The 13,850-nt window shown below is 67.4% G+C and carries 12 protein-coding genes; 4 read left to right on the top strand and 8 right to left on the bottom strand.

Translation table 11 applies throughout. The features are described from left to right. Positions 1–28: 28 nt before the first annotated feature. From ID574_RS12870 to ID574_RS12860, 3 genes are all read left to right on the top strand, one after another. Entirely contained in the window at positions 29–1,354 is a 1,326-nt protein-coding gene (locus ID574_RS12870; protein ID WP_188189024.1) for an aminotransferase-like domain-containing protein, read from the top strand. Between the two features lie 213 nt (positions 1,355–1,567). After that, entirely contained in the window at positions 1,568–2,524 is a 957-nt protein-coding gene (locus tag ID574_RS12865) for a D-alanine--D-alanine ligase family protein (RefSeq protein WP_188189023.1), read from the top strand. Positions 2,525–3,592: 1,068 nt separating this feature from the next. Beyond that, entirely contained in the window at positions 3,593–4,642 is a 1,050-nt protein-coding gene (locus tag ID574_RS12860; protein ID WP_188189022.1) for a threonine aldolase family protein, read from the top strand. A 957-nt stretch (positions 4,643–5,599) separates the two neighbouring features. Here the strand turns inward: ID574_RS12860 and ID574_RS12855 are convergent. The 8 genes from ID574_RS12855 to rpmH form a co-directional block, all read right to left on the bottom strand. Beyond that, entirely contained in the window at positions 5,600–6,562 is a 963-nt protein-coding gene (locus ID574_RS12855) for a ParB/RepB/Spo0J family partition protein (RefSeq protein ID WP_188189021.1), read from the bottom strand. Positions 6,563–7,028: 466 nt separating this feature from the next. Further along, the gene (locus ID574_RS12850) at positions 7,029–7,955 is read right to left on the bottom strand and encodes a ParA family protein (RefSeq protein WP_270094299.1); all 927 of its coding nucleotides are present in this window, start codon (positions 7,953–7,955) and stop codon (positions 7,029–7,031) included. Positions 7,956–8,101: 146 nt separating this feature from the next. Continuing rightward, positions 8,102–8,773 carry a 16S rRNA (guanine(527)-N(7))-methyltransferase RsmG gene (gene rsmG / locus ID574_RS12845; protein ID WP_188189020.1) on the bottom strand — a complete coding sequence of 224 codons (672 nt, stop codon included), beginning with the start codon at positions 8,771–8,773 and terminating at the stop codon, positions 8,102–8,104. 324 nt (positions 8,774–9,097) lie between these two features. Further along, positions 9,098–9,586, bottom strand: a complete 489-nt coding sequence (locus tag ID574_RS12840) for a Jag family protein (RefSeq protein ID WP_188189019.1) — start codon at positions 9,584–9,586, stop codon at positions 9,098–9,100. Between the two features lie 20 nt (positions 9,587–9,606). Beyond that, on the bottom strand, positions 9,607–10,557 hold the full coding sequence (gene yidC, locus ID574_RS12835) for a membrane protein insertase YidC (protein WP_188189018.1): 951 nt from the start codon (positions 10,555–10,557) through the stop codon (positions 9,607–9,609). A 4-nt stretch (positions 10,558–10,561) separates the two neighbouring features. Further along, a complete protein-coding gene (gene yidD / locus ID574_RS12830) occupies positions 10,562–10,819 on the bottom strand; it encodes a membrane protein insertion efficiency factor YidD (RefSeq protein ID WP_223166713.1) in 258 nt (85 codons plus the stop codon). A 17-nt stretch (positions 10,820–10,836) separates the two neighbouring features. Next, complete coding sequence (gene rnpA / locus ID574_RS12825; RefSeq protein ID WP_188189016.1) at positions 10,837–11,199, bottom strand: ribonuclease P protein component; 363 nt, start codon at positions 11,197–11,199, stop codon at positions 10,837–10,839. Between the two features lie 62 nt (positions 11,200–11,261). After that, positions 11,262–11,399, bottom strand: coding sequence for a 50S ribosomal protein L34 (gene rpmH, locus ID574_RS12820; protein WP_020547366.1), 138 nt, complete (start codon positions 11,397–11,399; stop codon positions 11,262–11,264). A 449-nt stretch (positions 11,400–11,848) separates the two neighbouring features. On the opposite strand from rpmH, the gene dnaA reads away from it, so the two are divergent. Continuing rightward, a complete protein-coding gene (dnaA, locus tag ID574_RS12815; RefSeq protein ID WP_188189015.1) occupies positions 11,849–13,432 on the top strand; it encodes a chromosomal replication initiator protein DnaA in 1,584 nt (527 codons plus the stop codon). Positions 13,433–13,850: the final 418 nt, after the last annotated feature.

Raw genomic sequence — 13,850 nt, 5'->3', positions numbered from 1 at the left:
CCCGTATGACACACCTAGGAGGTGGGCCGTGACAGAAGAGCTGGATCACGGTCAGACACCCGCGACCCAAGGGTCGCGTATCGACGCCTACGTCGATCGGTACGCCGCGCGAGCTGCCGGGATGGTCGCCTCCGAGATCCGAGCTCTTTTCGCCGTCGCGTCGAGGCCCGAGGTGGTCTCGCTCGCGGGCGGCATGCCGTACGTCACAGCTCTCCCCCTCGACATGGTCGGCGAGCTCGTCTCCGACCTCGTCACCAGGCGCGGCCCCGTCGCGCTGCAGTACGGTTCCGGCCAGGGTGACCCGCACCTGCGCGAGCAGATCTGCGAGGTCATGCGGCTGGAGGGGATCCAGGCCGGGGCGAACGACGTGGTCGTCACCGTGGGTTCGCAGCAGGCGCTCGACCTCATCACCCGCATCTTCATCGATCCGGGCGACGTGGTGCTCGCCGAGGGCCCCTCGTACGTGGGGGCGCTGGGCACGTTCGCCGCCTATCAGGCCAAAGTCGTCCACATCGCCATGGACGATCAGGGCATCGTGCCCGAATCTCTGGCCCAGACCATCTACGCCCTGCAGACGGCCGGGACGCCCATCAAGTTCCTCTACACGATCCCGACCTTCCAGAACCCCGCCGGCGTCACGCTGAACATCGCCCGCCGGCAGCAGGTGCTCGACATCTGCCAGCGCGCCGGGGTCCTGATCATCGAGGACAACCCGTACGGACTGCTCGGCTTCGACGGGGAGCCCATGCGCGCGCTGCGCGCCGACAACCCCGACGGCGTGGTCTACTTGGGGTCGTTCTCCAAGACGCTCGCCCCCGGCTTCCGCGTCGGCTGGGCGCTCGCCCCGCACGCCATCCGCGAGAAGCTCGTTCTCGCGATGGAGTCCGCCGTGCTGTCGCACTCCTCGTTCACTCAGCTGGCCGTGGGCGCCTATCTGGCCACGCAGCCATGGCAGGAGCAGATCAAAACGTTCCGGGAGCTCTACCGAGAGCGACGCGACGCGCTCCTGGACGCCCTCGACGCCCTCATGCCGCCCGAGGTCACGTGGACCCGGCCCGGCGGCGGCTTCTTCGTCTGGGCCACCCTTCCCGAGGGGCTCGACTCGAAGGCCATCCTGCCGCGGGCGGTGGCCGAGCGGGTGGCGTTCGTGCCCGGAACGGGGTTCTACTCGGACGGGAGCGGGGCCCGGCACATGCGGCTGTCGTACTGCTTCCCCGAGCCGGATCGCATCCGGGAGGGCGTGCGACGGCTCGCCGGAGTGATCGAGCAGGAGATGCGGCTGCGCGACACGTTCGGGACCGGGTCGGTACGCGAACACCCCGGCGTGGACACTCCGGGGCCGGACCTGGCCTAGCGCCCGCGCATTCGCCGCCGGGGCCGGCATCGCCATGCGGGCGACGCCGGCCCCGCGCGCGTCCGGTCCTCCCGATGGAGCTCCTGGATAAAACACCAGATCGGCTCCTGGAGCCTCGGCACGCGGGAGAATCGTGGGAGAAGCACCTCACGTACACCATTCGCCCCTGGCGCCGGTACGGTTGGACAGCGTGCGATCAGCGGAGGAGATGTGATGAGCGATCTGGGCCACGTGCTGGTGCTGGCCGGAGGCCTCTCCTATGAGCGGGAAGTGTCTCTGCGCTCGGGTCGCCGAGTCAGCGAAGTGCTGCGCGCGGCGGGCATCGACGTGGAGACGCGCGACACCGACGCCTCCCTCGTGCCCTCCATCCTCGCCGACCCGCCGGACGCCGTGTTCGTGACCCTGCACGGCGGCGCGGGCGAGGACGGCGCGATCCGCTCCGTGCTCGAGCTCCTCAACGTGCCATACGTGGGCGCCGACCCGGACGCCTGCCGGGTGGCCTTCGACAAGCCCACCGCCAAGGCCGTCGTCCGCTCCGTCGGTCTCCACACACCGGAGTCGGTCACGCTGCCGAAGGAGACCTTCCACGACCTCGGCGCCACGGTGGTGCTCGGCCGCATCGTGGAGCGGCTCGGCCTGCCCCTCTTCGTCAAGCCCGCCAGGGGCGGCTCGGCGCTGGGCGCGTCGATCGTACGCACGGCCGAGGAGCTGCCCGCCGCGATGGTCGGCTGCTTCGCCTACGGCGACACCGCACTCATCGAACGGTACGTCGAGGGTGTGGAGGTGGCGGTCTCGGTCGTGGACCTCGGCAACGGCCCGATCGCACTGCCGGCCGTGGAGATCGTCCCGGACGAGGGCGTGTACGACTACGCGGCCCGCTACACGGCCGGGCACACCGAGTTCTTCGCCCCGGCCCGCCTGTCCGCCCCGGCTGCCGCCGCGTGCGCCGAAACGGCGGTGACCGCCCACAACGCTCTCGGGCTGCGTGACATCTCGCGTACGGATCTGATCGTGGACGCCGCGGGCGTGCCCCACTTCCTGGAGGTCAATGTGGCCCCCGGAATGACGGAAACCTCGCTGCTGCCGATGGCCGCCGAAGCCGCCGGCCAGGACCTGGGCGACCTCTGCCGCACTCTCCTCCAAATCGCCGCCACCCGCCCCCGCGCCTGAGCCCTCGCCTGGAGCCTCACCCACCTCCACGCCGGCAACCACCACCGGGCCCCGCCCACATCCCCCACCCACAGTCCAAGCCCGCCCACATCCCCCACACCCAAACCCCAAGCCCGCCCACATGGCTCACAGCCACCACGCACCGCCGACTGATACGCGACGCCCATTTCCCCGCCTCGGTCCACAGCCACCACCGGCAGCCCGGCTAGCCACGCCAACGGCCGGCTCTCAACAAACTCAAGGCCCCACTGCCACCACAGTCACCGCAACCAAACCCGCAGCCGCCACACCACTCCGCGCTCCCAGCCACACCCACCGGCCCCACTTTCGCCACCTTCAGGGCCACCGCTTCGCGGGCTCACCACCGCACGGCCACACCACTCCCCCTGCCACCGGTCAGTTTCTGATCGGCTCCTCTCGACGGCTCATGGCGAATGTGATGGGCAACCGGACGATCCACAGCACCGACCTCAACGCCACACCCAGTGCGGGCTTCAACGCCACACCCACGGCGAACCTCAACGCCACATCCGGTGCGGACCTCGACGCGTCACACCTTCCAGTGCTGGACCCCAATGCCACGCCGAGGCGCACCACCAGCGCCGGACCGCGAGCGGGAAATCGCGAGCGGCGGGTGGAGACAGACCCTGTGGAGCTGTGGGGCAGTGGGACTGCGGGGCTGCGGGGCTGTGGGCATCCGCGCGCCGCTCGTGCTCGGCGGCGGCCGAACCACTGCCTGTCTTCCCCACCAACCGCCCGTCCGAGAAAGCCGCGCCCGGCCCCCTACGCTCAACGGACCGACACCCTCCGCCCCACTCCGGGACCCGGTACGGTCGCCTCCTCCCGCCAGTACACCGCCGGCTCCCTCAGCGGGAAGCTCATAGACACTCCGCCGGCCTACGCCACGGGTTGCCCATGGAGCCATGGAGCGGCGCGGACGTTGCCTCCGCAGGCGCCTCACCCACCCTGAGACCACAGTCGGCGGCATGGCGGCCACCCCACACGTCCGGGCGGCCGACGGACTGGTTCACTCCACGAGCAACCACCGGTCGTGACTAGCCTTACGGTGTGCTGATCGATTCGACCTACCCCAAAAGTTTCGCCAGCGACAACCACGCGGGCGTACACCCGGACATCCTCGACGCCATCGCGGCCGCCAACCACGGAGACGCGCCGGCCTACGGAGACGACAGCTGGACCGCGACCTTCGAAGGCAAGATCAAAGAGGTGTTCGGCCCAGGGGCGGAGGGCTTCGCGGTACTCAACGGAGCGGGCGCCAACATGGTGGGCCTTGCGCTCATGCTCGGCCGCTACGACGCCATCGTCTGTGCCGACAGCGCCCACATCGCCACCCACGAGGCAGGGGCGGCGGAGCGCCTGCTCGGCGTGAAGCTGATGACGGTGCCCACCGAGCACGGCAAGCTCCACCCGGACGACATCAGGGCGCGTGTCGGTGGCATCGGCAACCCACACGAATCGCAGCCGACGGTCGTCTCCATCTCGCAAGCCACAGAACTCGGCACCTGCTACTCCCCCGACGAGATCGCGGCGCTCGCAGAGGCGGCGCACTCGGCCGGCCTACGGCTTCACATGGACGGCGCCCGACTCGCCAACGCTGCGGCGTACTTCGACTGCGACCTGAAGACCATCACCACGGACGCCGGGGTCGACGTGTTCAGCTTCGGCGGCACCAAGAACGGCGCACTCGCCGCCGAGGCCGTGGTGGTCTCCGATCCCTCCCTGACCGACGCGGTCCCTTTCCTCCGGCGGCAGTCTCTTCAACTCGCCTCGAAGATGCGCTTCATCTCGGCCCAGCTTTCCGCTCTACTGACGGACGACCTCTGGCGCCGGAACGCGGCGCACGCCAACCAGATGGCCGCCCGCTTGGCGGACGGGATCGCAGACATCGCCGGCGTGTCCCTGGCCCAGCCCGTCCAGTCCAATGCCGTCTTCGCCACTCTCCCGCCCGCCGTCGCGAAGACTCTCCTCCGCCGCTACCTGTTCCACCACTGGGACGAGTCGGCCGGCGTTGTCCGCTGGATGACCGCCTTCGACACGGCACCTGAACACGTAGACGACTTCCTCGACGACCTCCGCAAAGCCGCCGCCTCCGCGTAGCCCTGTTTCACGTGAAACACGTCGCCCGGAGCTACAGCGGGTTCCGCGTCAGCGCGCCGCCAACGCCCGTTGTTTCACGTGAAACCGCGACAACCCGAGGGGTATTCACGGCGGCGACCGTGGCTGCGTGCACGGGCGTCGCGCCAGGGTGCCCGGGTGGCCGCTCAGCGGAACCAGTTACCGACAGCCCACCCGAATCAACAAGGCGGTGTTTCACGTGAAACACCGCCGGCGCCGAGTAGGAGGCATGCAACCAGACGGCGCCTAGGGGGTCTTGCATCACGCCGACACAGCTAGGCCAGCACGTGGATCCTCCAGGGAGGCTGCGCTCCCATGAGGCCACAGCCCGCCCTTCGTCCCGCGCCCCACACCCGTGACAGCATGAACCCACGACCTCCGACGCCGGCGCAGCGCTCCCCTTGCCACCGTGCCTGTAGCGCAGGGCGTCCCGAGCATGGGGCGCCCCAAGCAGGCGATGCCCAGATCACGCAATGCCCGGAGCACGGCGAAGCTCGCGGCTGATATGCCTGAGCGCCCCGCAGCCTATGTCGTGGTGTTCCCCTGACATGGCGGGCCCGTGACATGGCGGGCCGGTGACACGGCGGGCCCGCGACACGGTGAGCCCGCGACACGACAGGCGTGTGCATCGGTCAGCCTGCGCGGTGGTTATCCTGTGCGGCGGTGAGCTACCGGGCGTGGGCCATCCCGGGAGGTGTCCCTGTAACGGTGGCACCTGCCGAGCAGTCCCCGTGGCAGCAGGAGCGCAGTAGAGCCGCGTAGACGGATGAACGTGATGGCGTGGTCGTTGGCTTGGGGGAACAGGTCGAGCAGAGCTTGATGGCGAGCCGAGTGGAGGCTGGGAGGCAGACCGAGCGGAGGCCCGGAGGGAGACCGAGTGAGGGCCTGGGGGTAGACCGAGCGGCGTGTTTCACGTGAAACCGTGAAGTCGTGGTGCGGTCAGTCCTCCGCCTCACGCATTGCTCGCACCGCCTCCGGTGCCATGGTGCCGATGATCCGCTCGAGGTCGTCGATCGTGGCGAACTCCACGACGATGCGCCCCTTGCGACGGCCAAGGTCGACCTTCACTTTCGTTTCGAAGTGATCCGAGAGGCGGTCGGCCAAATGGGTCAGGCCGGGTGCCGTGGGCTTGGCCGGCTGGCGTTCGCGGGTCGGCTTCTTGGCAGCCTTGGCGCTGCCCATGGCGACGATCTCCTCCACGGCCCGGACTGAGAGGAGCTCCGCCACGATCCGCTTGGCCAACTGGATCTGCTCCTCGGCGGAGCTGAGGCCGAGGAGGGCTCGGGCGTGGCCGGCGCTGATGATGCCGGCGGCCACCTTGCTCTGGACTTCAGGCGGGAGGTTCAGGAGACGGAGAGTATTGGTGATGTGGGAGCGGGATCGCCCTACCTTCTGCGCCAACTGCTCATGCGTCGCCTGAAAGTCGTCGAGCAGTTGCTGATAGGCCGCCGCCTCCTCCAGGGCGTTCAGCTGTTCGCGCTGAAGGTTTTCGATCAGCGCGTCACGGAGGAGATCAGTGTCCTGCGTGTTGCGGACGATGGCGGGCACAGGATCCAAGCCGACCTGCTGGCACGCACGCCAGCGCCGCTCCCCCATGATCAGTTCGTATTGGCCACCGCCGACCGGCCGGACCACGATCGGCTGCAGCAGCCCCACCTCACGGATGGACGCGGCGAGTTCCTGGAGCCGGTCCTCGTCGAAGATCTCGCGCGGCTGACGCGGGTTCGGAACAATCGCCTTGAGGGCGACCTCCTTGAAGTACGCTCCCGCAATCGGCTTCGGGCCGGCCTCACCCGTCGCTCCATTGGCCGGGGTCGCCACCGTCCCCGTGCCGTCAACGATAGGACCGGTCGGGATGAGCGCCCCGAGCCCCTTGCCCAATCCCCGCCGCTGCTGACTCACTGCGTCTCCTCATCCACCCGGCCGATTCCGGTCACTCCAGGAGAGGTTACCGTCGCGGGCACCGCTGGGTGCTCGCACGCCACACACCGTCCTATGGATTTGCGCCGACACGATCACAAATCTGCCCAAGTCGTGATCGTCGCCGACATCGATCTCCAGTCATGCGAGAGAGATGGCGCTCCCAACGCCGGCCATGCGCCGGTGGACACGCTGTACGCCGGGGACCATGCGCAGGTGGCCGATCCCAATGACTCAGCATGCGGGCATCGGCCATCCGCGTCGTGCCGATGGGACAGGCGTGCGGCGGGCGCAGAAAGAGTCGTCGATCGGGTCGGCGGTCAGCCGCGTCCCCGAGCGTTTGACGCTAGCCCACGGCGGCGGCTCCGACGCTGACCCCCAGCGACGGCGTCCGTCGCGTCACGGCAGCAGGCCTCAGCGCCAGAGGCAGGACGATCTCGGTGAGCGATCAGGCCACGGTGGCGCGGTGGGCGATCTCGCGGGCCGCGTCCATGTACGCCATGGCACCGCTCGAACCCGGATCGTACGTCATGACGGACTGCCCATAACTGGGCGCCTCCGACAGTCGCACGCTTCTCGGGATGACGGTGTTGAGTACCGTGTCGCCGAAGTGGGCGCGGACCTCCTCCGCCACCTGCGACGCCAGCCGCGTCCGCCCGTCGTACATAGTCAGGACGATCGTGGACAGACGCAGTGTCGGGTTCAGATGGGCCTTGATCAGGTCCACGTTCCTGAGGAGCTGGCCGAGGCCCTCCAGCGCGTAGTACTCGCACTGGATCGGGATCATGACCTCGTCCGCGGCCACCAGGGCGTTGACCGTCAGCAGACCGAGGGACGGCGGACAGTCGATGACGATGTAGTCGAGGTCGATCGCATCGTACGCGGCCAGCGCACGGCGGAGGCGGGCCTCCCGCGCCACCAGCGACACGAGCTCGATCTCCGCACCCGCCAGGTCGATGGTGGCCGGCGCACAGTAGAGGTTCGGCATGTCGGGGACCTGCTTGACGATCTCGGCCATCGGCAGATCGTCGACGAGGACCTGATAGACGTCAGGAACGTCGCCACGGTGCTCGGTCGCCAGGGCCGTGGAGGCGTTGCCCTGGGGATCCAGGTCCACGACGAGGACGCGCTGACCGTGCATGGAAAGGGCGGCCGCGATGTTCACGGACGTGGTGGTCTTGCCGACGCCACCCTTCTGGTTCGCCACCGCGATCACCCGCGTCTTGGCCGGGCGGGGCCAGGTGCCGTCGCCATCGCCAGGGGTCTCGCCGGTCTGGGCAGCCGTCGGGGTTGCGGATGTTTCACGTGAAACCACTGAGCTGAGCGCCTCTCGTACCAACGGCGAATCGCCGGGGTTCAGGGGGGTCTGGGTCACGATGGCCATCCTTTCAACCAGTGGTATGCCGGTGCCGGGAATTTGCTGTCGCGACACGCCCATTTCGGGCCAGCCAACCCCGGTTGGACTCTCGGACGGACGGTTGCCTGGCCATCCAAGACCGCATGCCGCGACTGGCACAACCGTCACCTCCTTCGTCGCCGCCTGGCTTGCTCCGGCGCGCGACCCGCTACCACCCGAACCAATGTTGCAGGCGGCTCGACCTTACCGCGCCCGACGGTCACAAGCTCGGCCGTTCGCGCTCCGCTGGCCTGCAATTGGGACTCCGCCTCGGCCAGCTCGCCGGCGGCCCGCTCCCCCTTCATGGCGATCAGCTCACCACCTTCGCGGAGCAGCGGCATCGCCCATTTCAGGAGACGATCGAGCGGCGCCACCGCACGGGCGCTCGCCACGTCGAAAACGCGCTTGCCCGCCAGCTCCTCCGCCCGCCCCCGCAGCACCTCGACGTTGTCGAGCTTGAGCGCCTCGACACACTCCTCCAGGAACACGGTACGGCGCAGCAACGGCTCCAGCAGCGTGACCGTAAGGTCGGGCCGCACGATGGCCAGCACGAGCCCCGGCAACCCGGCGCCCGAGCCGATGTCCACCAGTCTCGCGGCCGGCGGCACGACCTCGGCGACCACCGCGCAGTTGAGCAGGTGGCGATCCCAGATCCGCGGCACCTCCCGCGGACCCAGCAGCCCTCGGACGACGCCGGGACCCGCCAGCAGCTCGGCGAACGCGTTGGCGCGATCCCAAGCCTCCCCGGCGAAGACGTCCCGCGCTATGTCCGGCGGCGCCGGAAGCTCATCGCTCACTGGTCGGTGGCCCTTTCTTGGTGCTAAGTCGTTGCCGGGCGTGAAGGCTCTGACGAGGAAAGGCGTGGACAGATCCGGAGCCGGTCCCTACCCAAGGGTAGATGGACGATCACAAAGGAAGACTAGCGGGCTGGTCCCCGGGTGACCTTTGAGCACACCACTGTCGTGGCGGCCACATCAGGCCCCATTTGGGATATATAAGGATTGAAGTGCCCATATCGGCCAATATCAGCCGTGTCCAGCACGTACAAGGATAAAAGAAAACGGCCGCCTGCCGCGCGCTGAGGCGGGCAGACGGCCGCATCGAAACCGGAGAAGGCCCGCTCAGGCAGGCATGACCACAACGTACCGGTGGGGCTCCTCACCCTCGGACTCGCTGCGAAGCCCGGCGGCCGCCACCGCGTCGTGAACGATCTTGCGCTCGAACGGCGTCATCGGCTGCAGCGACTTCGGCTCACCGCGCTCCCTGACCTGGTGGGCGACCTCGGTGCCGAGCTTGGTCAGCTCTGCGCGCCGGCGCTCGCGATAACCGGCGACGTCGAGCATGAGCCGTGAGCGCTCCCCCGTCTGCCGGTGCACGGCCAGGCGCGTGAGCTCCTGCAGCGCCTCGAGGACCTCTCCCCCGGGCCCCACCAGCTCGGTGCTCTTGAGTCCCACGACGGAGACCAGGGCGCGATCGCCCTCGACGTCCATGTCGATGTCACCGTCGATGTCGGCGATGTCGAGAAGTCCCTCGACGTAGTCGGCAGCGATCTCGCCCTCCTGCTCCAGGGCGCTGAGATCAGGAGCCTTCTTCTGCTCGGCCTCGGTCATGGCCGGCCTCTCCTTCGTGTTCAAGACTTCTTGCTGCCGGTGCGCTTGCTGCGGGGCTGGCGACTCGGCTGCTGCCTGACGATCTTAGGCTGCGGAGGGGGCGGAGGGGCCTGCTCTTCCGGCGGGGTCTTGCGGAGCTTGGCGATCAGGCCCTGCTTCGGCGGGGTGGGGATCGGGTTGCCCTTCGCGTCGAACTGGGTCGCCGGATTCCGGCTGTAGAACCAGTGCTGCTGACCGAGAGTCCACACGTTGGTGGTGACCCAGTACATGATCAGACCGAGCGGGAAGTTCAGGCTGAAGAAGGCGAACAGCGGAGAGATGTACATGAGGATCTTCTGCTGCTGCGCCATCGGGTTGTCCGGCATCTGCGCCATGGAGCGGGTGACGCTCTGCCGGACGGTGAGGAACGTCGTCAGCGAGCTGATCGCGACGAAGATGGCCAGGACCACCTTGGTCTGTACGACGCCCGCGTCGAAGCCCGCGATGTCCTCCGAGGACATGAAGAAGTTGGCGGGCAGCGGCGCGCCGAAGATGTGCGCCTTTCGAGCGCTGTCGACCAGTTCCTGCGTCATGCCGTACTTCGCATGGCCGTTGGCCATGTTCTGGAGCACGGTGAACATGGAGATGAAGATGGGGAACTGGGCCAGGATGGGCAGGCAGCCGCCCAGCGGGTTGGCGCCCGCGCCCTGGTACAGCGCCATCACTTCCTGGTTCATGCGCTGCTTGTCGTTCTTGTACCGCTTGCGGAGCTCCTGCACCTTGGGGGCGAGCTCCTGCATCTTCTTCGACGAGCGCATCTGCTTGAGGAAGAGCGGGAAGATCAGGATCCGCATGAACACGGTCAGTGTGACGATCGTCAGCGCCCAGGTCAGCCCGCTGTCCGGGTTGAGGACCGTGCTGTACGCAGTGTGGATCCAGATGATGACTTGGGCTACGGCTTGATACAGCCAGCTCAGCCAGGACAGCTCCACCGAGCTATCTCCCTTGCGTTTCGTGGGACCGGACCGGGCGTGGGGGCACCGGGTCTATACCTCCGGGATGGAATGGGTGGCACCGCCCGATGCGCCGGACAGTCAGCCAAATGCCGCGCACCGCTCCGTGCACGGCAATCGCTTCGAGTCCATATGCACTGCACGACGGGTAGAAACGGCAGCGCGGGCCGAGCATCGGGCTGATGAACGCCCGGTAGAACCGGATCGGGATGATCAGCACCCGAGCGGCGAGGCTCGGCATCGCTTGCGCCTGCTCCGTCATTTTTGTCCACCCGTCGAGGACTCGCGCCGCCTGAGCAAACGATCCAGCGCGGAATCGAGCTCGGCGGCCAGGTGCTCGAATCGCGCGGACGCGGCCGGTGGATTGGCGCGTACCACAAGCAGGCTACCTCGCGGCAGCCGGTCCAGACGGTCCCGCATCAGGTGTCGGAGCCGTCGCTTGACCTTGTTTCGGGTAACTGCGCCGCCGACGGCCTTGCTCACCACGAAACCCACCAGAGGTGACTCTTCCCCGGAAGTGCCGAGATGCACCACCAAGGTGGGGCGCCCCGCGCGCTTGCCGCGCCGGATCGCCGCCTCGAATTCCTCCCCGCGCCGCATGCGGGATTGACGCGACAGCACCGTATACGCCTATCGCCCGCCGGCGAGAAGCACCGGCGGGCCAACGACTACCGCGGGAACGGTCAGGCCGACAGCTTCTCGCGGCCCTTGCGGCGGCGGGAAGCCAGGATGGCGCGACCGGCCCGGGTGCGCATCCGCAGCCGGAAGCCGTGGGTCTTCGCGCGGCGACGGTTGTTCGGCTGGAAAGTACGCTTGCTCACGGGTGGGCTCCAGGCTTGATGGTGCGCCCTCTCGGGCGCCTAACACACATGGATGGCCTGCCAAGGATAGCGAGGGCACGCGAAATAGCCGTCGCGTGACAAGCCGACCGTCGTACGTTACGGGCGAACACCCTCCCAGGTCAAACTGGACCGGTTATCCACCAATCCACAGGCGGGTTTTCCACTGCCCCGGCAGCGTCCACAGTATGTGGACCCAGGTGCCACTACGCTGTGGACAACGTCTTGAACACAGCTGTGCACAAGGCTACTGTCGGCCCTTCCGGACCCGCCGAAACACTGTGCACAACATGTGGAGATCCTGTGGAGGGCCTGGGCACGAAGCCTGGCCGCCACGCTGTGGACGAAGCGGCCGCTGATCGACCGGGCGGCCGCGCCATGTGGATAAACGATCGCGGGGGGCCGCGACAGGGAGGAGGGGGAACCGCACTGTGAACGGTGTCGACCTCGACGCGGTATGGGAGAGGGCCCTGGGCGACTTCCTCAATGAGAACGTGCCGATCCAGCAGCGCACGTGGCTGTCGATGGTGCGTCCGATCGCCCTGGCCGGCAACGACACGATCGTGCTCGGTGTCCCCAACGACTTCCTCAAAGACCTCATCGAGGGCAAACTGCGCCCGCTGGTGGCGCACGCGCTGTCCCAGGAGCTCGGCCGGACCATGCGGCTGGCCGTGATGATCGACACGACGGCGCCCGAGCCGCCCTCCGTCGACTCTCGTCAACAGCCTGTGGCTCAGAGTTATCCCCAGAGTGTGGAGAGCCAGCCACGTTTTACACAGCCCGCGCTATCCCAGCACCAGCAGCCTTCCGAGCCTCCGCAGTTCTATTCTCCACAGCCGAAGGCGGATCGAGTATCCACCGAATATCCACAACCCGGCTTCGGTTTTGAACAGCCCCAGCCGCACACACCTCCTGTGGAGAAAGCGCCGGAACCGGCGCCGAACCGGTGGGAGGCAAAGAGCAACAAGCCCAGCGAACCGGCCAGGCTCAATCAGAAGTACACATTCGAGACATTCGTCATCGGCGCCAGCAACAGGTTCGCCCACGCCGCGGCCGTCGCCGTCGCCGAGTCGCCGGCGAAGGCGTACAACCCGCTCTTCATTTACGGCGACTCCGGGCTGGGGAAGACGCACCTGCTGCACGCGATCGGGCATTACGCCCAGAGCCTGTACGACGGCGCGCGGGTGAGATACGTGAGCTCCGAGGAGTTCACCAACGACTTCATCAACAGCATCCGCGATCACAAGGCCGACGGGTTCCGCGGCCGTTACCGGGCGATCGACATCCTCCTTGTGGACGACATCCAGTTCCTGGAGGGCAAGGAGCAGACGCAGGAGGAGTTCTTCCACACCTTCAACACGCTCCACAACGCCAACAAGCAGATCGTCATCTCCAGCGACCGCGCGCCCAAGCAGCTGATCACGCTGGAGGACCGGCTCCGCAACCGGTTCGAGTGGGGCCTGATCACCGACGTCCAGCCGCCCGAGCTGGAGACCCGTATCGCGATCCTCAGGAAGAAGGCCATCCAGGAGGGCCTGGCCGCGCCGCCCGAGGTGCTTGAGTACATCGCCAGCCGCATCTCCACCAACATCCGCGAGCTCGAGGGCGCCCTGATAAGGGTGACCGCGTTCGCCAGCCTCAACAGGCAGGGCGTCGACCTGCAGCTCGCCGAAGTGGTGCTGAAGGACCTCATCACCTCCGAGTCCGACACCGAGATCACGATCGCGGCGATCATGAGCGAGACCGCCGACTACTTCGGCATCAGCATCGACGACCTGTGCGGTACTTCGCGCAGCAGGGCGCTCGTCACCGCCCGGCAGATCGCTATGTACCTCGCGCGCGAGCTGACCGAGCTGTCGCTGCCCAAGATCGGCCAGCAGTTCGGCGGCAGGGACCACACCACCGTCATGCACGCCGAGCGCAAGATCCGGTCGCTCATCGCCGAGCGACGGTCGATGTACAACCAGGTCAACGAGCTGACAATGCGGATCAAGCAGACACAGCGTGGATCTTGACGGTCATGCACAGCCTGTGGAAAACACTGTGGAGCAGCGGAAACGCCGAAAGACAGCGGCCGTACGCACGGCAAAGCCGCGAAAAATCCGTACACAAGGGCTGGGGACAACGGTGGGGACATCCCCTGCAAATCTGGGGACGAGTCGTGGATAACGTGTGGACGACGTGTGCACAGTCGATCTGGGACTCCAGAACGGCCTCTTTTACCCCGTGGACAACCTGTGGAAACCTCGTGGATAACCCGGTTACCCCCGTGGATGAACGCACCATGATCTGGGGAAGGACTGTGGGCAAAGATTCGCCGTCCCCAGGCGCCCCAAGTTTCCCCCAGGCTTCGCCCACACCCGCAGTGGATGAAAACAGGGCTGCTGACCAGCCACAACGCTGGTTGTCCACAGTTCCCACAGCCCCTAGTGT

The sequence above is a fragment of the Nonomuraea sp. SYSU D8015 genome, from assembly GCF_008065375.1.
GTDB lineage: Bacteria > Actinomycetota > Actinomycetes > Streptosporangiales > Streptosporangiaceae > Nonomuraea.
This window is presented reverse-complemented; position numbering and strand designations above follow the sequence as displayed.

Coding starts and splice junctions, on each gene's coding strand:
- ID574_RS12865 (WP_188189023.1), top strand. CDS start 1,568: ATGAGCGATCTGGGCCACGTGCTGGTGCTGGCCGGAGGCCTCTCCTAT.
- ID574_RS12840 (WP_188189019.1), bottom strand. CDS start 9,586: ATGACCGAGGCCGAGCAGAAGAAGGCTCCTGATCTCAGCGCCCTGGAG.
- yidD (WP_223166713.1), bottom strand. CDS start 10,819: ATGCCGAGCCTCGCCGCTCGGGTGCTGATCATCCCGATCCGGTTCTAC.